At 49.0% G+C, this 22,408-nt stretch carries 18 protein-coding genes; 12 read left to right on the top strand and 6 right to left on the bottom strand.

Annotation, left to right across the window (positions count from 1 at the left end):
- The first annotated feature begins 280 nt into the window (after nt 1-280).
- Nucleotides 281-2,668 carry a CHASE domain-containing protein gene (locus GVJ32_RS02310; RefSeq protein WP_159238425.1) on the top strand — a complete coding sequence of 796 codons (2,388 nt, stop codon included), beginning with the start codon at nt 281-283 and terminating at the stop codon, nt 2,666-2,668.
- Between the two features lie 11 nt (nt 2,669-2,679).
- On the opposite strand, the gene GVJ32_RS02305 is transcribed toward GVJ32_RS02310, so the two are convergent.
- The gene (locus GVJ32_RS02305) at nt 2,680-3,309 is read right to left on the bottom strand and encodes a TetR family transcriptional regulator (protein ID WP_159238424.1); all 630 of its coding nucleotides are present in this window, start codon (nt 3,307-3,309) and stop codon (nt 2,680-2,682) included.
- 117 nt (nt 3,310-3,426) lie between these two features.
- Here GVJ32_RS02305 and GVJ32_RS02300 point away from each other — a divergent pair, with 117 nt between their 5' ends.
- Both GVJ32_RS02300 and GVJ32_RS02295 read left to right on the top strand, forming a co-directional pair.
- Nucleotides 3,427-4,653 (top strand): efflux RND transporter periplasmic adaptor subunit, encoded by a 1,227-nt coding sequence (locus GVJ32_RS02300; RefSeq protein ID WP_159238423.1) that lies wholly within the window; start codon nt 3,427-3,429, stop codon nt 4,651-4,653.
- A complete protein-coding gene (locus GVJ32_RS02295; RefSeq protein WP_159238422.1) occupies nt 4,650-7,766 on the top strand; it encodes an efflux RND transporter permease subunit in 3,117 nt (1,038 codons plus the stop codon). Before GVJ32_RS02300 ends, GVJ32_RS02295 begins: the two co-directional genes overlap by 4 nt.
- 28 nt (nt 7,767-7,794) lie before the next feature.
- Here the strand turns inward: GVJ32_RS02295 and GVJ32_RS02290 are convergent, their stop codons facing one another.
- The 4 genes from GVJ32_RS02290 to GVJ32_RS02275 all read right to left on the bottom strand — a co-directional run bounded on the left by GVJ32_RS02290 (nt 7,795) and on the right by GVJ32_RS02275 (nt 11,553).
- Nucleotides 7,795-8,211 (bottom strand): pyridoxamine 5'-phosphate oxidase family protein, encoded by a 417-nt coding sequence (locus GVJ32_RS02290; protein WP_159238421.1) that lies wholly within the window; start codon nt 8,209-8,211, stop codon nt 7,795-7,797.
- 47 nt (nt 8,212-8,258) lie between these two features.
- Nucleotides 8,259-9,092: a CvfB family protein gene (locus GVJ32_RS02285; RefSeq protein WP_159238420.1), complete on the bottom strand. Its 834-nt coding sequence runs from the start codon at nt 9,090-9,092 to the stop codon at nt 8,259-8,261.
- Nucleotides 9,093-9,230: 138 nt separating this feature from the next.
- The gene (locus tag GVJ32_RS02280) at nt 9,231-10,409 is read right to left on the bottom strand and encodes a thiolase family protein (protein WP_159238419.1); all 1,179 of its coding nucleotides are present in this window, start codon (nt 10,407-10,409) and stop codon (nt 9,231-9,233) included.
- A gap of 154 nt (nt 10,410-10,563) precedes the next feature.
- Nucleotides 10,564-11,553, bottom strand: coding sequence for a GlxA family transcriptional regulator (locus GVJ32_RS02275; RefSeq protein ID WP_159238418.1), 990 nt, complete (start codon nt 11,551-11,553; stop codon nt 10,564-10,566).
- A gap of 106 nt (nt 11,554-11,659) precedes the next feature.
- Between GVJ32_RS02275 and GVJ32_RS02270 the strand changes: the two genes are divergently transcribed.
- The 7 genes from GVJ32_RS02270 to GVJ32_RS02240 all read left to right on the top strand — a co-directional run bounded on the left by GVJ32_RS02270 (nt 11,660) and on the right by GVJ32_RS02240 (nt 19,042).
- Nucleotides 11,660-13,537, top strand: coding sequence for a beta-ketoacyl synthase (locus tag GVJ32_RS02270; protein WP_159238417.1), 1,878 nt, complete (start codon nt 11,660-11,662; stop codon nt 13,535-13,537).
- Nucleotides 13,538-13,663: 126 nt separating this feature from the next.
- A complete protein-coding gene (locus GVJ32_RS02265; RefSeq protein WP_159238416.1) occupies nt 13,664-14,080 on the top strand; it encodes a PilZ domain-containing protein in 417 nt (138 codons plus the stop codon).
- Nucleotides 14,081-14,200: 120 nt separating this feature from the next.
- The gene (locus tag GVJ32_RS02260; protein ID WP_159238415.1) at nt 14,201-14,719 is read left to right on the top strand and encodes an SRPBCC family protein; all 519 of its coding nucleotides are present in this window, start codon (nt 14,201-14,203) and stop codon (nt 14,717-14,719) included.
- Nucleotides 14,719-15,276, top strand: a complete 558-nt coding sequence (locus tag GVJ32_RS02255; RefSeq protein ID WP_159238620.1) for a nitroreductase family protein — start codon at nt 14,719-14,721, stop codon at nt 15,274-15,276. Before GVJ32_RS02260 ends, GVJ32_RS02255 begins: the two co-directional genes overlap by 1 nt.
- Nucleotides 15,277-15,278: 2 nt before the next feature.
- Entirely contained in the window at nt 15,279-16,109 is an 831-nt protein-coding gene (locus tag GVJ32_RS02250) for a crotonase/enoyl-CoA hydratase family protein (protein ID WP_159238414.1), read from the top strand.
- Nucleotides 16,110-16,238: 129 nt separating this feature from the next.
- Nucleotides 16,239-16,820 (top strand): lysophospholipid acyltransferase family protein, encoded by a 582-nt coding sequence (locus GVJ32_RS02245; protein WP_159238413.1) that lies wholly within the window; start codon nt 16,239-16,241, stop codon nt 16,818-16,820.
- A 50-nt stretch (nt 16,821-16,870) separates the two neighbouring features.
- A complete protein-coding gene (locus GVJ32_RS02240) occupies nt 16,871-19,042 on the top strand; it encodes a PQQ-dependent dehydrogenase, methanol/ethanol family (RefSeq protein ID WP_235035011.1) in 2,172 nt (723 codons plus the stop codon).
- Here the strand turns inward: GVJ32_RS02240 and GVJ32_RS02235 are convergent.
- Nucleotides 19,039-19,980: a hydrogen peroxide-inducible genes activator gene (locus tag GVJ32_RS02235; RefSeq protein ID WP_235035009.1), complete on the bottom strand. Its 942-nt coding sequence runs from the start codon at nt 19,978-19,980 to the stop codon at nt 19,039-19,041. The two genes, GVJ32_RS02240 and GVJ32_RS02235, sit on opposite strands and share 4 nt — an antisense overlap.
- A gap of 120 nt (nt 19,981-20,100) precedes the next feature.
- Between GVJ32_RS02235 and GVJ32_RS02230 the strand changes: the two genes are divergently transcribed.
- Both GVJ32_RS02230 and GVJ32_RS02225 read left to right on the top strand, forming a co-directional pair.
- Nucleotides 20,101-20,754: a carbonic anhydrase gene (locus tag GVJ32_RS02230; RefSeq protein ID WP_159238412.1), complete on the top strand. Its 654-nt coding sequence runs from the start codon at nt 20,101-20,103 to the stop codon at nt 20,752-20,754.
- Nucleotides 20,751-22,394: a SulP family inorganic anion transporter gene (locus tag GVJ32_RS02225; RefSeq protein ID WP_159238411.1), complete on the top strand. Its 1,644-nt coding sequence runs from the start codon at nt 20,751-20,753 to the stop codon at nt 22,392-22,394. Before GVJ32_RS02230 ends, GVJ32_RS02225 begins: the two co-directional genes overlap by 4 nt.
- Nucleotides 22,395-22,408: the final 14 nt, after the last annotated feature.

Raw genomic sequence — 22,408 nt, 5'->3', positions numbered from 1 at the left:
ACTAGCCTTAAGAAGCGATAAAAGTGTGGATTAACTGAGTTATCAGTAAGGATAAAACTCTCTATAAATTAGTATGATAGCGTCATATTTTTGCATGATAGTGCTGGCAGTTATCAGGATTTTAGGCAGTTGTACTTATAGAGTCATACAAGTTTTGCAGTCTAAACTGACGTGGTTGCACTAAGTTTCGCGTATCTAAACGATGGCGGGAATTGAGGAGAGGGTGTGGATAGTCGACTAGATTGCCAAAATGCCGCGTTCATAGTTAAGTCGGTATGCAATGCCTGAGCGCAGATCTTTAGTGATACTCGTCGTTGCTTTGGCTTATTTTCTATTAGGTAAGCTCGCACTTCTGCTCGCTATTCCACCGGGGTATGCCACTGCAATTTGGCCGGCGGCCGGAGTTGCCTTAGCGGCTGTAATGGTGGCGGGTTATCGTGTCTGGCCCGGTATTTTACTGGGTTCGTTTCTCGTTAATATCAACGCAGCGCCAGACTTAGGTCAGCCAATAGCACCACTATTTTTAAGCTTTATTGTGCCTTTTGTTATTGCCGTAGGTGCGACCCTGCAGGCATTTGTCGGTGCATGGTTGATCCGCAGGTATATTGGTTTTCAGGTTTCACTCGATAACGTTGGTGAGGTTTTGAGATTCATCTTGCTAGCTTGTGGGCTTAGTTGTGTTGTAAGCGCAGGTGTTGGCACAACGACGTTGTTAGTAGCAGGTCTACTCCCTGCAGAAAATTTCGTTTTTAACTGGCTGACTTGGTGGGTTGGTGACGGTTTAGGGGTGATGATTTTTACCATTTTGACCTTCGTTTATCTGGGTAAGCCTGTTCCGGTGTGGCGCAGTCGACGACGCATTTTGCCCTTGGTGTTGCTTGGCGTTTCGATAGTTGCGGTTACGCTTTATGTCTTCGGCAGTCGCTGGGAGTTGTCGAGACAGCAGAGTGAATTTAGTCGTTATACCTCACAGGTATTTAATCGAGCACAGACTGTTATCGACGCGCATATGGAAAATTTATATGCAACGCGTGCATTATTTGAAGTTTCAAATAAGGTAACAGTAGTAGAGTTCGAAAATTTTGTTGATGGGTTTTTAGAGCGAAACACTGGCTTTCAAGCAATTGTGTGGGTGCAGCACGTGGGTGGCGGTGAGCGATTGCCGATGGAGGCACAGATGAGTGCGGAACGCGGCGCAAACGTCAAGATTACACGCCGTGACGATAGGCAGCATGCAGTGCCACAAATTAATAAAGATGACTATTTTGTCATTCGCTATATTGAACCTTTGGTCAGTAATTTAGATGCATTAGGTTACGACATAAGTTCAAACGGCATTGTGCGCAGTGCGCTTGCACGCGCCGCAGCGGCAAATCGGCCGGCGACAACGGGGCCTATTCGCTTAGTGCAAGAGCGTGAAGATCAGCTAGGCTTGGTTGTATATTTGCCCGTTGATTTCATTCACGAGACGACAGGCCGGCAGGGCTTGGCGGGTTATGTGGGCGCTGTCTTTCGTGTTCCAGATTTAATGGAGCTGCTGCTTGCCTCTGATTACTTGATGAATGTTTCTGCGTCTGTTTCGGCGCTGGACAGTGGCGACCTAATCTACGGCGGTAGGTCACCATCTGCCCAGGAGTCACTATTCTCAGATAGCGCAGTCTTGCGTTTTGCTGATGCTGAGTGGGTTTTTCGCTTGGACGCCGATCAGCGTTTCTTGGTTGGTAGTCGCTCAATGGTGCCGTGGGGGATGTTGGTTGCCGGGCTATTGTTTACCGGTTTGTTAGGTATGACGCTTTTGGTTTTAACTGGACAAAAATATAGCTCCGAAGTAACTGGCGAAAAACTAAAGGAAATGCTGCACCAGCTTCAAGAGGCGCAAGAGCATCTGGTCGAGGCCGAAAAAATGGCCTCGCTTGGTGGCTTGGTGGCGGGCTTTGCGCATGAGCTGAATACGCCTCTTGGCATTGCGATAACGGCGGAGTCCACTCTGCAAAGCGATCTTGGTAAATTGGATGCGGCATTGCGAGAGCGTGGGGCGGTGACGACAGAGATAAATGTATTGCGGCGTATGCAGGAGGCATCTCGTATTGTATTGGCCAATGTACAGCGTGCAGGCGCGCTTATTATGAGCTTTAAACAGGTGTCGGTTGACCAAGCCACGACTGAAACGCGAACGATTAATTTACATGAGTATTTGACGGACGTGCTAATGCACTTATCGCCAAATTATCGCCGCAGCGGGCATGAAGTGATACTTGACTGTCCGCCGGATATTAGTATTCGAACGGTGCCGGGTGGTATTGCTCAAGTTGTTATTAATTTATTAAGTAATAGTCTTATTCATGCTTTTCCTAATGAACGCAAGGGCAATATTAGGCTCAGTGTTAGCCCGGGTTTCAACGAGCTTGTAATTCAATTCAGTGATGATGGAATCGGGATTCCATTGGCTGATCAGAAAAAGATATTTGAACCTTTCTACACGACTCGTCGCAGTAGTGGTGGTACTGGTTTGGGTTTGCACGTTGTTTATAACACTGTTAGGCGTCAATTGAAGGGGCGTATTTCGGTAAGCAGTCAGCCTGATCAGGGAGCAGTTTTTGAGGTAGTGCTACCCCTTATGATTAATGAATTTGTTGAGGAGGGAGCAGATTTAAGCACGCTGAGTTAAATGGCTGTGATTTATGGCTTACACGGCTTTACTTTGATCCCGTCGAATAATAAGTCCAGCGAGGTGGCGACGTACTCGGCAGAAAGGCCGGGGAAGGGGGAGCTTAGATGGTGGTGGAATAAACCAATGATATGAGTGTGGGTATGAATGGCAAGGCATTCTGGGCTCAGATCTGCTCTTATTAACTCGGCCTTTTGTGCGTTGCTAATAAAGCGCTGTAGTCTAGTGATAGCTAATTTTCGGTCGCTGTTGATGCGATTGGTGAGTGATTCACTTTCATTGCATAATGAATACCTAAAAACAAACCGTGTTATTTGCTCTAGGGCGGGTTGTTGATTGCTTCGTTTAAAGGCGTCAACAATAACGTCTCTTAGCATATTCAACGACAAAATCTCATCTTTTCTCGCGTTGCTAAGCGCTTCCAATGCGGCATCGGTAGGTGCGCCGACGCTGTCCATCATGGCTTCGATTAATGCTTCTTTATCCTTAAAGTGCCAATAAATCGCGCCACGGGTCACACCTGCTTCAGCCGCGACATCAGTTAGTCTAGTGCGGGTAATACCTTGTATGGCAAAGAGTTTGCCTGCGGAGTCAAGAATACGCGCACGTGTTATTTCCGCATCGGCCTTGGATCGTCTCATGGTAACTAACCTAGCTATTATTTGTTGTGCTGCATTTTACAGAAACTTTACTTTACATACATGTATGCATGTATGTAAAGTAAAGTTCATATCTTGCTTAGTTAGAGGCGTTCGCTAGTGCTATCTTTTTCGTCCCGCTTTGGTTTCATCCTGCTTTGTGTTTTTATCCTATTTGCTCTCGGTGCCTGCGGTGAAGAGAGTCCGACGGAGCAGGCTCATTCGCCTATTGAGGTGAATGTGCTTCGCGCGATGGAGCACTCAGTGCCGATTGGCGGATTGTACCCAGGGCGGACAGTCGGTTCTAAGGAAGTACAAATTCGAGCGCGTGTTGAAGGCATTTTATTACGCCGCGCTTATACCGAGGGGCAAGCCGTTACAGCGGGTCAGCTGTTATTTGAAATTGATGCGGCGCCGTTTGAGGTGGCGTTAAATCGTGTAAAAGCCCAGTTAGCGCAAGCCAACGCCACCTTGTCTGCCGCGCAACGCCGCTGGCAGCGTGCGCAGGAATTGATTAAAACCAATGCTATTAGTCGCCGCGAACGTGACGATACCGAGTCAGATTTGGATTTTGCCAAGGCGGCAGTAAAGCTGGCGGAAGCCGAGGTGCAGGCGGCAAAGATTAATCTTGATTACACTCAGGTGAAGGCGCCAATAGCAGGAATCACCAGTCGTGAAGCGGTTTCTGAAGGCAGTTTGGTCGGCCCTGAGAACAGCTTGTTAACTACCATCACCCAGCTTGACCCACTGTGGGTTAACGTGTCGCTGCCAGACAAATTAGTGTTGGGCGTCAGGCGCATGATCGACCGGGGAGAGGCCGCGTTTGAAGGGAAGCGAGAAGTAGAAATTCTTGTTGGTCAAGGCGAACCATACCCACATTTCGGTCAAGTAAATTTTACAGAGAGTGCCATTGATCGTAGAACGGGAACCGTTCAGCTGCGCGCTATTATTCCTAATCCTGATAACACGCTGCTGCCCGGTCAGTTTTTGCGGGTTAAGTTGCATGGTTTGATGAGCCTGAACTCGATAGTGTTACCCGCGCGGGCGGTATTGCAGGGTGCGCAAGGCACTTACGTTTATAAAGTGGGTAAAGATAATCTAGCAGAAATATTAAACGTCACCTTAGGTATGGATGCTGACGACGGCGTAATCATTGAGTCTGGTGTTGAAAGTGGTGACCTGATTGTTGTTGATGGTGTGTCCCGCGTTCAGCCAGGCGCAGTACTTGCTCCACGTGAATTGACGCCAGAAGGTGATCCAGTTTCGAGCAAGCCTGAAGAACAAGATTCTGCTGAGTCTGATTCTGCACCGGTGGATTCGGCTGCCACGGAGGGTGACGCTGAGTGAACGCACGTTTCTTTATTGATCGCCCAGTTCTATCAATAGTTATATCCCTCATGATTTTACTTGGCGGCGCTACGGCGATGGGGCGTTTGCCCATCGCTTTATACCCTGAGTTTTTACCGCCAGAGATTGTCGTTTCTGCAACCTATCCTGGTGCCAATGCAGAGACCATTGCTGAAACCGTAGCTGCGCCATTGGAGCAGCAGATAAACGGCGTTGATGGCATGTTGTATATGTCGACTCAGGCATCTGCCTCCGGCACGGTGAGTATCAGCGTGGTATTCGCTACTGGGACGGATCCGGATCAAGCCGCGATTAATGTGAGCAACCGCGTTGCAGTCGCAGAAAATCGTTTGCCGGAGGCGGTAAAACGATTGGGAATCCAAGTCAGCAAACGTTCAACCAGCATTCTCATGATTTATGCGCTGACCTCAGATTATCCGCAGTACGATGCCATTTATTTAAGTAATTACGCGTTGCTGAATATCGTTGATGAGTTGCGGCGTTTACCGGGTATTGGTGATGCTAGTTTGTTAGGTGCAAAAGATTATTCGATGCGAATTTGGCTGCAGCCAGATCGCCTTGCAGAATTTGCATTAACACCAGCAGACGTGGCACAAGCGGTGCGTGAGCAAAATGCGAATTTTGCCGCAGGTAAATTTGCTGCCGAGCCCTTGGTTCACGATGCGCCATTTACCTACACGGTGACAACACAGGGGCGCTTAGCCACTGTCGCGGAATTTGAAGATATTATTTTACGCACAGACAATTCTGGGGCCACCTTGCACTTAGGGGATGTTGCGCGCGTTGAATTGGGTGCGAAGGATTATGCCTTCCAAGGCGCATTTAATGGCCAAGCTGCGGTGCCGGTGGCAATGTATTTACAGCCTGGTGCAAACGCCATAGAAACCGCCAAACATGCGCAGGAGGTACTTGCTCGTGTGCGCGAAAAGTTACCGCAGGGCGTTAACTTAAGTTTGGCCTTTGATACCACGGTGTTTGTAGAACATTCGATAAAAGAAGTCATTATCACCTTCTTTGAGGCCTTAGTACTCGTTGTGCTGGTCATGTTTATTTTCTTGCAAAACGTACGGGCAACTATTATTCCCCTACTGGCGATTCCGGTGTCGATCATCGGCACCTTTGCAGGGCTTTATATTGTTGGTTTCTCTATTAATTTATTGACGCTGTTTGGATTAATTCTCGCCATTGGCATTGTTGTAGATGACGCGATTATTGTGATCGAGAACGTTGAGCGAATAATGGAAGAACAACACGTTGACGCAGACACTGCAGTAAAACGTGCTATGGAAGAAGTGTCTGGGCCTTTGGTCGCTATTGTTCTGGTGTTGTGCGCGGTGTTCTTGCCGGTTATTTTTATGGATGGTTTAACCGGCGAAATGTATCGACAGTTTGCTGTCGCAATTTCAGTTTCTGTTATTTTGTCGGGGATCGTGGCGTTAACACTGACACCTGCACTGTGTTCAATGCTGCTAAAAAGCAAGGTTCATGCACCACGTGAAACCGGTTTCCTCGGTGGCTTTAATCGCTGGTTTGGTGTGCTTCGCGATGGCTATGTGAGGGTTACAAAATCGATTATAGACCATTGGCTTATTGGTCTAAGTGTATTTGCTGGATTGATGCTGGGCCTTTGGTATTTGTTCAGCATTGTTCCTAGTAGTTTGGTGCCGAGTGAAGATCAAGGTTATATCATCATGGCATATAAAACGCCGCCGGCTGCGTCGTTGTCGCGGACTATGGCGGTGACGGATGTGATGAACAAGCGCATTTTAGAACAGGATGAAGTGCGTAGTTTGATGACGTTTTCTGGTTTTGATTTATTGGCTTCGGCGCAAAAGACCAATGCGGGTGTGTCGTTTATCATGCTCAAGGATTGGGATGAACGGCAGGAGTTGCGCCAGAGCTCAGAGGAAATGGCACATAGTTTGCCTTTGCTAGGTAGCGATCTTTTAGATGGTCAAATGTTTGCATTTAACCCGCCGCCGATTATCGGTTTGAGTAGTACGGGTGGCTTTGAGTTTTTTGTGCAGAATCGCGGTAGCAGCGATTTTATTGAAATGGAAAAACAGCTACATGCGTTTTTGGATTTAGCTAATAAACAACCGGAATTGACCGGCGTTAACACCACCTTCGATATTAATACGCCGCAATATCGCTTGACCTTAGATCGTGAGAAAGCCCTGAGTTTGGGTGTTCCTGTGGCGGATGTGTTCAGTACAATGCAGGCGACTTTTGGTAGCTTGTACGTTAACGATTTCACCTTGTATGGACGAAGCTTTCAGGTAAACCTGCAGTCGGAAGAAGACTTTAGAACCTCGCCAGATGATTTAGGCAAAGTCTTTGTTCGGGCTGATTCCGGCAGCTTGGTACCGCTACGTTCACTGTTGCAAGTAGAGCGTATTGTAGGGCCAGATACCGTGAGCCGGTTTAATGGTTTTGCGGCTGCAAAGGTATTGGGTAATCCGGCCGAAGGCTATAGTTCTGGTGATGCAATAGCTGCCTTAGAGCGCGTTGCCGCCGAGGCGCTGAGCTCTGATTTTGATTTGGGTTGGGTGGGTAGTTCGTATCAAGAAAAAGCGTCTAGCGGTTCTGGTAGTCAGGCATTTATATTGGCAGTGTTAATGGTGTTTTTGATTTTGGCTGCCCAGTATGAGCGCTGGATTATTCCCGCCGCTGTTATTTTAGCGGTGCCTTTTGCATTGTTGGGCGCCATCTTGGCGACATGGATGCGGGGTTTGGAAAACGATATTTATTTCCAAATCGGCCTTGTTTGTTTGATTGGCTTGGCCAGTAAGAACGCGATATTAATCGTGGAATTTGCAATGCAAAAGCAGCGGCAGGGAATGTCTATTGCCGACTCGGCAGTTGAGGCTATCAGGTTACGTTTCCGTCCCATTGTCATGACCTCGCTCGCATTCACCTTGGGTTGTTTGCCGCTGGCATTGTCGAGCGGTGCAGGGGCTGCCAGTCGTACATCATTGGGTACCGGCGTGATTGGCGGAATGCTGTTGGCGACATTTTTGGCTACAGTATTTGTACCACTGTTTTATGTCTTGCTCGCGACTCTTGGTGAGAAGGTAAAACGTAGTAAATAATTTGTAAATTTATTAGAGACGGGGCAGTTTAACTGCCCTGCATTCGATTGCCGTAATCCCAATCTGATAAGGTCTTAGGCTCTAGCCGGATGACATATTCATCTGCGCTTCGGCTCAGCAACCATTTCTTTAGGCTGGGTTGAGAATCCCCAACATAGCGATCAATCAGTTTGGTAAGCACAAGCCCGTCACTGTCTTTTTCGAGTGTGGCAACGGCCTTGCCTCTCACGCCTCGATAGGGCAGATCATTGACGGATACGTCGAAGGCGCAATGTGGATTTTTCTTTAATACGCGAATTATTTTGGCAGAGGCATGGCTCGCACAAAGTATGTGATCGCCGTCGACGATGTACCAAAGCGAGCACGCGATTGGAAAGCCATCGTTGTCTATCACGGCTAATCTGAGCGGGCTGCATTGCGCGCTAAGAAATGTCATTGCATCCATTTATGTTTCCTTATTCTGACTATGGTGTATCAGCAGGAAAAGGATATTTACGACTTCACTAATCGAATTCCGCCGTCTTCAAACGTTATACGTTGTTGCTTGTAAAGGCGACCAGTAGTTTGTTTGAAAATTTTCTTACTGACACCAAATTGTGCGTAGATTTTCTCTGGCGGGCTTTTGTCGCCAACGTCGAGAAAACCATCGTTTGCTTCTAATTGACTGATGATATTGCTTGCTATGTCAGTGCTGCTCACTGTAAGAACGGGCTGTATACTTAAGTCGATACGGCCGTCGTCACGGATTTTTTTTACGTAGGCAGTGAGTGTTTCGCCCTTGCGAATAGGGCGCACAAGATCGCTGTCGTAAAGTAATCCCCAATATTGATTTTCTATCACCGCTTTGTAGCCGAGTTCGGTTTTATTGGCGACAGTGACAGTGAAGGACTGTCCGCGGGTGAGGTGTGGTGCGGTGTCTTCAATAAATTCGTCTAGCTTCATTGACGCGACGATGCGGTAGCCTTTATCGAGATAAATTTTAACCAGTACGGTTTTTCCAGCGGTAATTTCACCCATATGCTCGGCATAAGGGAGTAGCAACTCTTTGTCCAAACCCCAGTCTAGAAACGCGCCGGTATCGTTAATTTGTGAGACTTTTAATGGCAGCACATCACCAACTTGTCCAAGTGGTGTTTTAGTGGTGGCAATTAGACTACCGTCACTGTGGTGGAGAACAAACACCTCTAATTCGTCGCCAAGTTCGCAGTTTTCTGGTGAGTTTTTACGGCTTAAAAATATATCTCCCAATTTGCCGCCGTCTAAATAATATCCCGCCTGAGTGTGGCGGCTAATTTTAAGGCGGCTAGTACGACCGATTGCGGTCATGGGGTGGTCCTCGTTATAGGATAAAAGAATAATACGAGATTATACGCCAGACGGCGGAGTTAAAAACGAAAAATGAAGGCTTGGGTGTAGCGGGAGAAGAGCGGCCAGAATATTCTCTGGCCGCGAACAGCTAGTAAATTAGACTAGCTCAATTGCCACGGCAAGGGCTTCACCGCCGCCGATGCACAGCGAGGCGATACCGCGCTTTTTGCCATATTGCTGAAGGGCATACATCAGACTGATGATGATTCGTGCACCAGTAGAACCTACTGGGTGGCCTTGGGCGCAAGCACCGCCATGCACATTCACTTTTGCGTGGTCTAGCTCTAGATCGCGAATAGCCAGCATGGTGACCATGGCAAAGGCTTCATTGATTTCCCAAAGATCAACGTCATCTTTGCTCCAACCCGTTTTTGCCAGCAGTTGCTGCATTGCGCCAACAGGTGCTGTAGTGAAAAGTGCAGGCTCCAAAGATTGGCGGCTATGAGCAACGATGCGGGCCATGGGCTTTGCGCCGGTTTCTTTCAGGGCTTTTTCACTCATTAATACCATTGCCGATGCGCCGTCAGAAATCGAGCTGGCGTTTGCCGCAGTAATGGTGCCGTCCTTGGAGAAAGCTGGACGAAGTGTTGGAATTTTTTCGAGTGAGGCTTTGAGTGGTTGCTCGTCGTCAGTGACGATGGTTTCACCGCTTCGTGACGTGACTGTTACTGGCGCAGTTTCTGCTTTCAGTGAGCCGTTTTTAATGGCGGTGCAGGCGCGGTTAAGCGATTCAATTGCATAGGCATCCATCGCTTCACGGGTAAAGCCGTTATCGTCAGCAGTTTGTTGCGCAAAGCTACCCATCATTCGGCCAGTATAAGCATCTTGCAGGCCGTCGAAGAACATATGATCTTCAAAGCCCTTGCCGCCGGTGCCCACGCCTTTACGCGCGTTTAAAACAAGGTGGGGTGCATTGGTCATGCTTTCCATGCCGCCTGCAACAATAATGTCGCAGCTGCCCGCTTTAATCTGGTCGTGGGCGTATATGGTGGTTTGCATACCAGAACCGCAGAGCTTGTTGACGGTAACGGCGCCGGTAGATTTAGGAATACCTGCCGCAATAGCGGCTTGGCGAGCGGGACCCTGCTTTAAGCCAGCGGGCAATACGCAGCCCATAATAACGTCTTCAATTTTACCTGCGTCGATATTGGCGCGCTTAACTGCTTCTGCGATGGCGGTGGTGCCGAGCTCCACAGCGGTGAGTGAGCTTAATGAGCCGAGCATGCCGCCCATAGGCGTACGAGCGCCAGAAACAATATATACGGAGTCAGACATAGGATGATTTCCCTGTGGTTTGCCGTCTAGACGCAAAATAACGCGGCCTTTAGACGCTAAATTAAAAAGAAGGAATTTTTAGAGGCGGCACATTTAGCCACGCCAAGCCCCGATTTTCAAGGCTTGAGGGCATTTTGCTGAGTAATAGCGGCTATCACGATTTGTTCACTTCAAAGAGTTTTCGGCGCACGGCGCGACGGTATTCCCCAGGGCTGGCACTGCTATGTTGCTTAAATAGGCGACAAAAATAGCTGGCGTCGCTATAGCCACATTGCTGACCGATTTCGACAATACTTAAGTTGCTGTGTTGCAATAAATCTTGGGCGAGCTCGATGCGTAACTTTTGCAAATATTGCAGGGGTGGCATGCCGGTGACTTGCCGAAAGCGGCGGTGAAAGCTGCGTTCGCTGAGTCCACTTTGTTTCGCTAATTCTGGAATGTTTAAGGGGTTGGCAATATAACGCGCCAGCCAATTTTGGGCCAAGGCGATGGTTTCGTCGCGGTGTAAGTCATTGCGATTGACGCGATAGCTATTGCGGGAGAAGGGCCGTCGGCTTTCAGGTGAAAATTGCTGGGCAACGCGGCTAGCGATGGAGGGCCCCCAGTTACGGTCTATAAGATGAATGACGAGATCGGCGGCGGAGTTAACGCTGCCGGTGCAGAATATATTGTCGGCTTGGGTGATGAGATAGTCGCGATGTAAGGCGACAGTTGGATAGCGGGCCGCAAAGTCATCGAAATAATGCCAATGGGTGGTAGCGACGCGGCCATCTAATAACCCCGCCTCGGCAAGGAAATAACTGCCGTTACCCACTGCGCAGATTTCCGCGCCACGAGCTTCGTGACTGCGCAGCCATTGTTGCACATCTGGGCGAGTGGGGGCGCCTCGGTGGGGGTGGCGCCAGCGGCTGGGGATAATGATTAGGTCATATTCTTTGCCGTTGCTGATGTCGGTGCTAGGGTGCACTTCCATCCCGCCAGAAACACTAATTGGCGAGCGGTCTAGGCCTACAAATTCTGAGCTAATGATGGCTTGGCGGCTGTCTCGCCGCGACACACTATTGGCGGCGGTCAGCAGTTCGCTAGGCAGGCTAATGCTAGTGGCGAGGGCATCGTTAAAGGCAAGCAGAGCAACTTGTTTCATGTTGGCGTAATCATCTTATTTATTGGCAGTTATATTCTATTTCAATCTACCTAATACCGATAGACTAAGCCCCTGATTTATATTGTGTTGTGGGTAAGGAATTAGTGTGAGCAAGTTACCAGTTATTGTGGGTTTTGGCGGTGTAAACGCTGCCGGTCGTAGTTCATTTCATCATGGTTATCGCCGTTTAGTGATTGATGCTTTACCGCAGGATAAAGCCAGTCGTACCTACCGCAGCTTGGCGGCGGTGATGGGAATTCCTGCGGAGCAGGCTGGGGAAGAAGTACAGCGCCAGCACATGCGTGATCACACCCTAATTCGTAAAATTGAGGGCAATATTTTTGATACTGAGCAGGTTGCTTGGAATAAGCGCATGGCATTGAGCGGCACCGAAGGTGTCTTGCAATTTGTGACTCGCGCTCGCGATTTACCCGACGTTCTACCCAGTGGCTGGGAAGTGAAAGAACTCGATGGCGGCAAGGTGTCGGTCAGTGTCAATGAGAGTTGTAATGTTTTGCTGCCAACTACACGCAAAATAGAAGTGTCGTCGGCGGGACAGTTGCCCTCCGGCTTTGATCCGGCAAGTTTATATTCCTCGCGCAATCACCCGCGCGGTTTACAAATGGCGATTTGCGGGGCATCAGATGCGCTGAAATCGATGGGTATTGAATGGCAAACCGTCATGGACAGCATTCGCCCAGATCAAATGGGTGTTTACGCTAGTTCAGCAATGGCGCAGTTGGATGACAACGGATTTGGCGGATTGCTTGGTGCGCGGGCCAATGGTGGACGTGTGAGCTCTAAGCAGCTGGCCTTGGGTTTGGCAGATATGCCCGCTGACTTTGTTAGCGCCTATGTCTTGGGGAATGTGGGCACTAGTGGTCCTAGCCTTGGGGCTTGTGCAACCTTCTTTTACAATCTGCGCCAAGCTGTGAATGATATTCGCAACGGTTTGACAAAGGTTGCAGTAGTGGGGGTGGCAGAGTCGGGTGTTGATCCGCGTATTATCGATGGCTACTACACCATGGGGGCCTTGGCCTCAGATGCCGAACTCCTGAAATTGGACGCTGAAAAAGGCCTTACGGAACCCGATTACCGTCGCGCTAGTCGGCCCTTTAGCAGTAACTGCGGCTTTACTATTTCGGAGTCGACCCAGTTTATTGTGTTGTTTGACGACGAGCTTGCTTTGCAGTTGGGTGCACAAATTCATGGTTCGGTACCTGATGTGTTTATTAATGCTGACGGCTATAAAAAATCAATTTCATCACCCGGTATTGGTAATTATTTAACCGTGGCGAAGGCTGTTGCCGCAGGCGCGGGGATTATTGGTGACAAGGCCATTAAAACTCGCAGTTTTGTACAGTCACACGGCACCAGCACGCCACAGAATCGTGTTACGGAGTCGCATATCTTGAATGAGACCGCCAAGACTTTCGGTATCGAAAATTGGCCGGTAGCGGCGATAAAGGCCTATATCGGTCATAGTATTGGTGCGGCATCTGGCGATCAGCTTATAGCTAGCCTTGGTGTGTGGAATGACAATATCCTGCCTGGTATTGCCACCATTGATCATATTGCCGACGATGTTCATCAGAGTAATTTACGTCTGCAAAAAGAGCATATGGAATTTGAGCCAGACAGTCTTGATGTGGCTATCCTTAATGCCAAGGGTTTTGGTGGGAACAACGCTAGCGTCACTTTGTTGTCTCCTTTGTTGAGCGAAAAAATGCTTAAAGGCCGCCATGGCGAGAAAGCGTGGCATGCGTATTTAGCTCGCCGCGAGCAGGTGCAGGCTGCGGCCGCAGCCTACGATGATTCAGCATGTGAAACGGGTTTTAGTGTTCATTATCAATTTGGTGAAAACGTGTTGGATGGTGGCGATCTTGAATTAAGTCGCGATGGCATCGGTATAAAAGGCTGGGCGTCTAAGGTGGCTTTAGATTTTGACTCACCTTATGCCTCTTGGTTGCCGAAGCAGGATTGATTCTGAGTGCGCCTTTTCCAGCGTGCTTGAATTTTCGAAACACGGGTAAATACGGATAGATAAATTTCTGCCTAAGGTTCACGTTGGTAGACCTCACGATAAAATTGAGGCGGAGGCGCGTGCTCTATGCGGGAATTTATCCGGCACGTCAATGAGATTCCTGTCGCAGTAAAAGTTACTGGTGAGACAGGTTCGCGGTGCGGGCATCTTCGGGATGTGAGTGTTGCGGGCTTGGCGTTTGATGTGGCGCGCAGAATTAAGGTCGGCAGCAAACTTAATTTCTATGTGCCGGCTTTGTCTGACGAGTCAGTCGGGCGAGGCAGGGTTGTGTGGTGCCGTCCCTTACAGGCGAGTTTTCGCTTAGGGCTGGAGTTTGATCAAGGCTGTGATGCTTACCGCGCTCGAGTGGTTGAGCAGCTTTGTTTGATTGAGCATTATCGTCAAGAAGTAAAGCTGAACGAAGGTCGTGACATAGACGCTGAACAGGCCGCAGCCGAATGGATTGAGGTCTATGCTGCAGATTTTGATCGCAGATATTCATGATTGTTAAACCACTTCTCCGTATGACCTGAGGTTTCTTAATCCGAGACAGCCTTGCTAAATCATGGTTGAATAGATCCCCCCACCAAGTTGGGGGATTTTTTTGCCCAGAGGAAATGGCCAATGAAACATGAGGCGACTGCGAGGGTCGTTATAAATATGCCGAGGGAGCAGGCTTGGGATTTGTTGAAAAACTTATCGCTTGCCCATCATTATGTGCCCAATATTATCGGTACGGAGATAACAACAGCGAAGACCGAAGGCGTCGGCGCGAGCAGGAGAGTGTTTCAAACCTCTGGCAAAGGTATGGATGAAACCGTGGCTGAGTGGAATGAAGGACACGGATTTTTACTGCGGCTCCACAATAAAGACAAGGGCGCGCCACCACCGTTTGCAAAAGCAGCGTTTCGCTACCGCCTAGACGACGCCGGCCACAATTCAACTGCGCTCACAACCAGCTTGATGTTTGATATGCGCTGGGGTGTGCTTGGCAGATTTCTGTATAAACGCGTACTCCATAAAGTATTTCGTGGTGTTATTCGTGACGTTGCCGTAAGCATGAAACAATATTATGAAACTGGAGAGCCTGTGAGTCCTGAGCAATTGAAACAACTTCGTATTGATGCAAGGCAAGCCGCGTGATGGATGCTTTGACCTTGCTTAAAAGTCGCAACTCTGCGGCAAAGTTATGTGCTCCCGCTCCGGGTGATACTGAGTTACAAGACATTTTTGCCGCGGCGAGCCGTGCTCCTGATCACGGACGTTTGCGGCCGTGGCGTTTTTTATTGATTCGCGGAGAAGCCTTGTCGGCATTGGGGGATGTGTTTGCCAATGCGGCAACACAGCGCGACCCCGCTGTGACAGAGGCCGATTGCCAGCGTTTTCGGTTGCAGCCATTGCGTGCACCGCTGATTATTGTTGTGATAGCGCGTATTGAAAATCACCCTAAAATTCCGGTAATTGAGCAGCAATTGTCAGCGGCTTGTGCCGCTCATGGCGCCTTGTTGGCTACAGAGGCTTTGGGTTATGCGGGTATTTGGCGCACAGGTGTAAATGCTTTTGACCCCATTGTGCACAAGGGGCTAGGTTTAGAAAGCAGCGAGGAAATTTCTGGTTTTTTGTACATAGGCAGTCGCGACGGGCACGCCAAACCGCTTCCGGTATTGGATATGTCTGATTTTGTGAAAGAGTGGAGATAATAATGAATACGGTAGTTCCCCCAAATTACAGTACCTTAAAAGTAAGAATGGAAGAGCACGTTGCGTGGGTGGCTTTAAACCGGCCTGACAAGGCGAATGCCATGAACGAAGCCATGTGGGACGAGATTCAAAGCTGCTTTGAATGGTTGGACCAAGAGCCGATGGTCCGTGCCGTGGTGTTGTGCGGCGAGGGACGCCACTTCTGTGCGGGGATTGATTTGGCCATGTTTGCTGGCTTGGCGCAATCTGCCGAGGGTATGGAAAAATCACGTTTTGTAGAGTGGTTTAGAGCCGTTATTTTGCGCCTGCAGGGTAATTTGACGGCCATAGAGCGCTGCCGTAAGCCAGTGTTAGCAGCAATCCAAGGTAGTTGCGTAGGCGGCGGTGTCGATATTGTTAGCGCCTGTGATATGCGCTACTGCGCAGACGGCGTTAAATTCTCAATCAAAGAAATTGATATCGGTATGGTGGCTGATGTTGGCACCCTGCAAAGGCTGCCACATATCATTCCAGCGGGTGTGATGCGCGAGTTGGCGTACACGGGGCGCAATGTCGACGCTGTTGAGGCTGAGCGTATTGGCTTAGTGAATCGCCGTTTTGACAATTACGAAGAAATGATTGAAGCGGTATCGGCACTGGCGCAGGATATTGCCCGCAAATCACCGTTGGCGGTTCGTGGTAGCAAGCAAATGTTGCTTTATTCTCGTGATCACAGTGTCTCTGATGCCCTCGATTATCAGGCGACATGGAATGGCGGCATGCTCAGTTTTGAAGATGTTATGCAAGCTATTACCGCTGCCAGCGAAGGCAAGGCCGCAGATTTTAAAGATTAAGAATCGTTTAATTTCCTCTCACTGAATAACAGGGCGCTTGTGCTGGCCCTGCTAGTTGGTAAACTCCCTGTAACCAAAATAAATACAGCGGCGGATTGATTTCTGTCAGTTGTTGAGTGACCGCACTTCATGCAAACCCGTACTATTTTTAGCACGCCTTTAGTGAGCGGCTTTTTCCGTGTGATATTTAAAATCATAACGTGCTTGATTGGGTGGCGAATCGTAGGCGAAAAACCTATCGATAAAAAATACATGCTGATTGCGGCGCCGCATACCAGTAATTGGGATTTCCCAACCATGATGGTGGTGGCCTTTGTGTTAGGTTTAGATCCGCACTGGGTAGGTAAGCACAGTTTATTTCCGAAGGGGGGGGGCGGTGCACTTATGCGTTGGCTTGGCGGTATCGGTATAGATCGCCGCAAGGCCCATAACACCGTTGACCAGATGGTTGCGCAGTACGCTGCGCGAGATGAGCTGATGGTGTTAATTGCCCCCGAGGGTACCCGCAGCAAGGTTGAGCATTGGAAGGCGGGCTTTTATCACATTGCAGTTGGTGCCGGAGTGCCAATTTATTTGGGTTTTCTTGATACTAAGACGCGAACGACCGGTATTGGTAAGGTCTTTTACCCAACGGGTGATTACGAAAAAGATATCGTGGAAATAATGGCGTTTTATAAGGATAAAGTCGGGTTTAATCCAGAGCTTGTTTGAGCTGGCAGTATTTGAATGAAAGATAAATAAAATAAACGTGGGAAATTATCATGTTAAAACTGAGTAGAAATATTGTGCCGTCAATACTTGTTGTTGCCGCAATATTCCATTCAATGTTCACCTTGGCTAATGCTTCAGTCACGGTTAATACTGAAAGTATTATCGCTAATTCGGCAGACAATTGGCTTTCATATGGCAAGGATTATAAAGAGCAGCGTTATAGCGAACTCGATAGCATTAATGTTGGCAATGTCGCAGATTTAAGTTTGGCATGGTCTTTTGACACTGATTATAACCGTGGTCTCGAGGCTACCCCCATTGTCATTGACGGCGTGCTGTATTTGACGGGCAACTGGAGCGTGGTGTACGCACTTGATGCGCGAAGCGGAAAACTGCTGTGGAAATATGATCCGCAGGTTCCGAAAGAGTGGGCGAAAATGGCCTGCTGTGATGTGGTGAATCGCGGTGTCGCTGCGTATGAAGGGAAGATAATATTCGGTACGCTTGATGCGCGTTTGATAGCCTTAGATGCGGCTAGCGGTGAGAAAGTGTGGGAAGTAGAAACCGCTGATTTAAAATCATACCCCTACACAATCACCGGCGCACCTCGGGTTGCCAACGGAAAGGTGTTTATTGGTAACGGCGGCGCAGAATACGGTGTGCGTGGTTATGTGAGCGCTTACGATGTGAATACCGGGGAGCAACTTTGGCGTTTTTATACGGTGCCGGCTAATCCCGCTGATGGTTTTGAAAATGACGCTATGAAAGCTGCAGCCGAAACGTGGACGGGTAAATGGTGGGAATACGGTGGCGGCGGCACAGTATGGGATTCTATTGTTTACGATAACGAATTAGATCAGTTGTATATTGGTGTCGGCAATGGCTCTCCTTGGAATGCGAAAATTCGCAGTCCTGAAGGTGGCGATAATTTATATTTATCGTCTATTGTTGCTTTGAATCCCGATACTGGTGAATACATTTGGCACTATCAAGAAACGCCTGCGGAGTCTTGGGATTACACCGCGAGTCAACATATCATGTTGGCGGATATGGATGTTAAAGGTGAGCAGCGCAAAGTTATTTGGCACGCGCCTAAAAATGGTTTCTTTTTTATTCTCGATCGGGAAAATGGGAAATTACTTTCTGCTGAACCTTATTCTGATGTGAATTGGGCGACGCACTATGATTTAGAGACAGGGCGTCCTGTTGAAACTAAAAATGCGCGCTATTTAGATGATCCACAGATGATCCGCCCGTCTTCCATGGGGGCCCACAACTGGCAAGCGATGGCGTACAGCCCGCAAACAGGTTTGGTTTATATTCCTGTTATTAATAGCTTGTTTGAATATAAAGCTATTGATGATTATCTGTATCAATGGGGGCAGTGGAACTTAGGGATTTACATGCAGCAGCAGTCGGTTGCCGATCCTATTTTAGCTCAGCTACTCACCAGTAAAATTACCCAGGGTGCATTATTAGCCTGGGACCCCGCAACGCAAAAGGCGGTTTGGGAAGTTCCACATAAATTAACTTGGAATGGTGGCTTGTTGGCAACTGCAGGAGGCTTAGTATTTCAGGGTTCAGCTGAAGGCGAAGTGTTGGCATTTCGTGCGGATAATGGTGAAAAGCTGTGGTCGTTTAACGCGAATACAGGCGTAATGGCACCGCCAGTAACGTACACAGTTGATGGCGAGCAGTATGTGACAATTCTGGCAGGTTGGGGCGGTGCATTCGGTTTGATTGCGGGCCTTGAGCAAGAGGTCGCGCCACCGCCAAGTCGTGTGCTTACCTTTAAGTTAGGTGGAACTGCACCAGCGCTACCAGATAATCCGCTTAAGCAAATGCATGAGCCGCCGGCGCGCTTGACTGATGATAAGCGCATTTTAGAAAAAGGCCGAACACTCTACTATAGCTATTGCAGTGCGTGTCATGGCACAGAAGTTATTTCAAATGGTGCGATACCTGATTTACGTCATTTACCGACGGCATTTCACGATAATTTTAACGCCATTGTCTTGGATGGTGTGATGAAAAAGGCGGGGATGGTTGGCTTCTCTGAGGTACTAAGTGAAGAGGACGCATTCGCCTTGCACGCTTATATTTTAGAACAGGCCAATGTCGATAAAGAAAGTCGCGAGCAGTCAGATTGGTGGCGGGCGCTAAAAACCTGGTTTTATGGCGTGGTGGCTTATTTTCTCGGTATTGCGATGAGTTTTAGCTAGCGGGTAGTGACGACAACATCGCGCAATCGCTTATTGATGATTGCGCGTATGTCGGCGGCTAGCTCTCGATAAAACGCTCTATTCGGAGCGTTAGGGCGCCAGACCAGCGCGTGTTTCCGCAGGATGGGAATATTGCGTAATTCACAAACGTAAAGCGCTTCTGGGTTGTGCATTTCTGAGTGCACGTAGAGCCCCGGTAAAAATGCAACCCCCATTCCCATTACCACCATTTGCCGTAAGGTGTCCAAGCTGGTGCCTTCATAGTCCCGTTGCAGATCGGCGCCCCAACGTTCGCATATTTCCTGCACCTGTAAATGAAAGTGATGTTTTTCTTCCAAGGTTAATATTTTTTCGCCGCGTAATTTGCTCGGCGTAATATTTTTTTGCCCGGCAAGTGGGTGGTTTGAGGGCACCACAAATTTTAAGGGCTCAATAAATAACGGTGTCATGGCAAGTTGGGGAATGGTCAGTGGCAGCGGAACGATGGCTAAATCGTAAATACCATCGAGTAAATCTTTTTGTAATTCTCGGTGAGCAGCTTCGCGTACATATAACTTCAAATTGACGTGAAGATCGTGCAGGTCCGGTAATATATGAGGTAGTAAATAGGGACCGACAGTAGGGGGTACCCCTAGCCGATATGTTGTTTGGTGACCGTCACTTTTGGCGGCGGCCATGTCCTCAAATTCTTTCATACTCAGTAAAACTTGGCGCGCGCCATCAAGTAAATCCCTGCCGCTGGGTGAAAGCAGTGTGCCGGCGCGGGAGCGTTCGAATAGCGGTGTATTAAGTGTGGACTCAAGAATCGCAATTTGATTGGTCAGAGCGGGTTGACTCATTCCCAATTCTTCTGCAGCACGTCGGTAACTGGCGTGTTTGGCTACCGCTACAAAATAATTTAATTGCTTTATGCTTGGGGATTTTATTTTTGATGCCACAATCGCGCCTTTTTTCTTATAGCTAAAAGATATCAGTAAATACTATACCTTGTTATTAAACTATCAAAGGATAATCAGTTCTATATCGACTCTAGTTTGTTTATTAACGAGGAAGTGGTTGTGGAAGAGCTTATTCAAGGTGTTGCTAGATTTCAAAACGAGGTGTATCCAGCAAAGGAGGCTGCATTTCGCAAATTGGCGAATGGGCAAAATCCGGACGTATTATTTATCACTTGCGCCGATTCACGTATCGACCCTGGGATGCTAACCCAAACTCAGCCGGGGGATTTATTTATCTGTCGTAATGCCGGCAATGTTGTGCCGCCGCACAGCAATCAGACTGGTGGCATGACGGCATCCATCGAGTTTGCTGTGGCAGCCCTTGGGGTGTCGCACATTGTGGTGTGTGGCCACAGTGACTGCGGTGCAATGAAGGGGGCGATTGATCCGAGCGCCTTAGAGGATTTGCCGCACGTTAAAGAGTGGCTTGGCCACTGCCGTGCAGCGCGAGAGGTCGTAAAGGAGCGCCACGGTCATATCGATAAGTGTCATTTAGACGAAGTCTCTAAAGAGAATGTGCTTCTACAGTTGCAGCATCTGCGTACTCACGCGGCGGTGGCAGCCAAGCTGTCAAGTGGAAAGGTGCGTTTGCACGGTTGGATTTACAATATCGCCAGTGGTGACGTTGAATGCTACAACGAGGAGCGCCAACAGTTTGAGTTGATGGACTCGGCCTACAGTCATTTGTTTGCCGAGCATGGAGTGGCGGTATGAAGTTAGATCGCGACACGATCACCGGCGACATTACCGGCGGTATCACCGCCGGGGTTGTCGCGCTGCCATTAGCCTTGGCGCTAGGGGTGGCATCTGGCTTGGGGCCAATGGCCGGTATCTACGGCGCCATTGCTGTTGGCTTTTTTGCGGCCTTGTTTGGCGGCACCGCTTCGCAAATTTCTGGCCCAACCGGTCCAATGGTGGTGGTGCTGGCGGGTTTGTTTGCCAGCTTATCTGGTGACGCCGCATTGATTTTCACCACGGTCATGTTGGCGGGGGTTCTTCAAATTGCCTTTGGCTTTCTTGGGGTCGGCCAATATATTCGTCTTGTTCCCTATCCTGTCATCTCGGGGTTCATGACGGGGATCGGCGCCATTATTATTATCCTGCAAATGGGGCCGCTGTTGGGGCACGATTCTCCTGGCGATCCGCTAGGTGCGATGGCGAAACTACCAAACGCAGTGATGGACATTAATTTTGCTAACTTAGCCCTCGGCTTGGGTACCTTGGCATTGGTGTTTTTCTGGCCGGCTAGGGTCGGTAAATATTTGCCTGGACCGCTTGCAGCCTTGATTGTGGGTACCTTGCTCGCTTTCTTCTTACTAGACGTTCCGGTACTTGGAGAGATCCCATCAGGCTTGCCAGGTTTGCATTGGCCTGTTTTCGAGCAAAGCAAAGCGCTGTTGGTCGTTGAAGCTGCGTTTATTTTAGCGGTGCTGGGTTCAATAGACAGTTTGTTGACATCCTTGGTGGCAGACAATATGACCCGCCAGCGTCACGACAGTAACCGAGAACTGATTGGTCAGGGCATTGGTAATACCGTCGCTGGCCTTATAGGTGGTATCGCCGGTGCTGGTGCAACGATGCGTACGGTAGTGAATATCCGCTCCGGGGGGCGTACTCGTTTCTCGGGTATGGTTCACGCGCTATTACTGTTAACTATTGTGCTGGGCTTGGGGCCGCTAGCCTCGAATATCCCCTTAGCGGTATTGGCGGGTATTTTGGTCAAGGTTGGTTTAGATATTATCGACTGGAACTACATTAAGCGTGCAAATCACGGCCCGCGTTGGGATCTTGCCCTAATGGTCTTGGTGCTATCGCTGACGGTATTTGTCGACTTGATTACCGCAGTGGCTGCGGGTGTGGTATTGGCTGCATTGGCTTTTGTGAAGCAGGTGGGTCAATTGCAGATCGCCAGCTTGAAAAACACGCCTGAGCATTTAGATTCAGATGTAGAGAAAGCCTGTTTGGCCGAGTGCGGAGATCGCGTTGCGCTATTCGAGTTTAGTGGCCCATTAAGCTTTGGCGCCGCTGCTGATCTTGGTCACCATGTGCGAGAGCACAGTGAATTTGGTACCAAAGTGCTTATACTCGATTTCTCTCGCGTGCCATTTCTCGATGTGTCTGCGGTTTTGGCTGTCGAAACCATTGCGAGTGATGCTGCCAGCAGCGATAAGCTGTTGTACTTGGCGGGTATGAATGCCGATGTGCAAAAGGTACTCGAGGGTATGAACAGTGGTGTGCCTGGAGACGGCGTTTACGCAACGCGTTTGCAGGCTCTAAAAGCCGCCGCAGCGGTAGTGAAATCTAGCGATGCGAACAATATGGATACCGTGACGGGTATACCTGTTATGGAATGAAGAGCGTAGCAGCG

It is taken from the genome of Zhongshania aliphaticivorans, from assembly GCF_902705855.1.
Classification (GTDB): Bacteria; Pseudomonadota; Gammaproteobacteria; order Pseudomonadales; family Spongiibacteraceae; genus Spongiibacter; species Spongiibacter aliphaticivorans_B.
This window is presented reverse-complemented; position numbering and strand designations above follow the sequence as displayed.

What these genes read in the sequence shown, in the direction of transcription:
- GVJ32_RS02310 (WP_159238425.1), top strand. Translation starts at nt 281, where the DNA reads ATGCCTGAGCGCAGATCTTTAGTGATACTCGTCGTTGCTTTGGCTTAT.
- GVJ32_RS02305 (WP_159238424.1), bottom strand. Translation starts at nt 3,309, where the DNA reads ATGAGACGATCCAAGGCCGATGCGGAAATAACACGTGCGCGTATTCTT.
- GVJ32_RS02290 (WP_159238421.1), bottom strand. Translation starts at nt 8,211, where the DNA reads ATGGATGCAATGACATTTCTTAGCGCGCAATGCAGCCCGCTCAGATTA.
- GVJ32_RS02285 (WP_159238420.1), bottom strand. Translation starts at nt 9,092, where the DNA reads ATGACCGCAATCGGTCGTACTAGCCGCCTTAAAATTAGCCGCCACACT.
- GVJ32_RS02280 (WP_159238419.1), bottom strand. Translation starts at nt 10,409, where the DNA reads ATGTCTGACTCCGTATATATTGTTTCTGGCGCTCGTACGCCTATGGGC.
- GVJ32_RS02275 (WP_159238418.1), bottom strand. Translation starts at nt 11,553, where the DNA reads ATGAAACAAGTTGCTCTGCTTGCCTTTAACGATGCCCTCGCCACTAGC.
- GVJ32_RS02265 (WP_159238416.1), top strand. Translation starts at nt 13,664, where the DNA reads ATGCGGGAATTTATCCGGCACGTCAATGAGATTCCTGTCGCAGTAAAA.
- GVJ32_RS02260 (WP_159238415.1), top strand. Translation starts at nt 14,201, where the DNA reads ATGAAACATGAGGCGACTGCGAGGGTCGTTATAAATATGCCGAGGGAG.
- GVJ32_RS02255 (WP_159238620.1), top strand. Translation starts at nt 14,719, where the DNA reads ATGGATGCTTTGACCTTGCTTAAAAGTCGCAACTCTGCGGCAAAGTTA.
- GVJ32_RS02250 (WP_159238414.1), top strand. Translation starts at nt 15,279, where the DNA reads ATGAATACGGTAGTTCCCCCAAATTACAGTACCTTAAAAGTAAGAATG.
- GVJ32_RS02245 (WP_159238413.1), top strand. Translation starts at nt 16,239, where the DNA reads ATGCAAACCCGTACTATTTTTAGCACGCCTTTAGTGAGCGGCTTTTTC.
- GVJ32_RS02240 (WP_235035011.1), top strand. Translation starts at nt 16,871, where the DNA reads ATGTTAAAACTGAGTAGAAATATTGTGCCGTCAATACTTGTTGTTGCC.
- GVJ32_RS02225 (WP_159238411.1), top strand. Translation starts at nt 20,751, where the DNA reads ATGAAGTTAGATCGCGACACGATCACCGGCGACATTACCGGCGGTATC.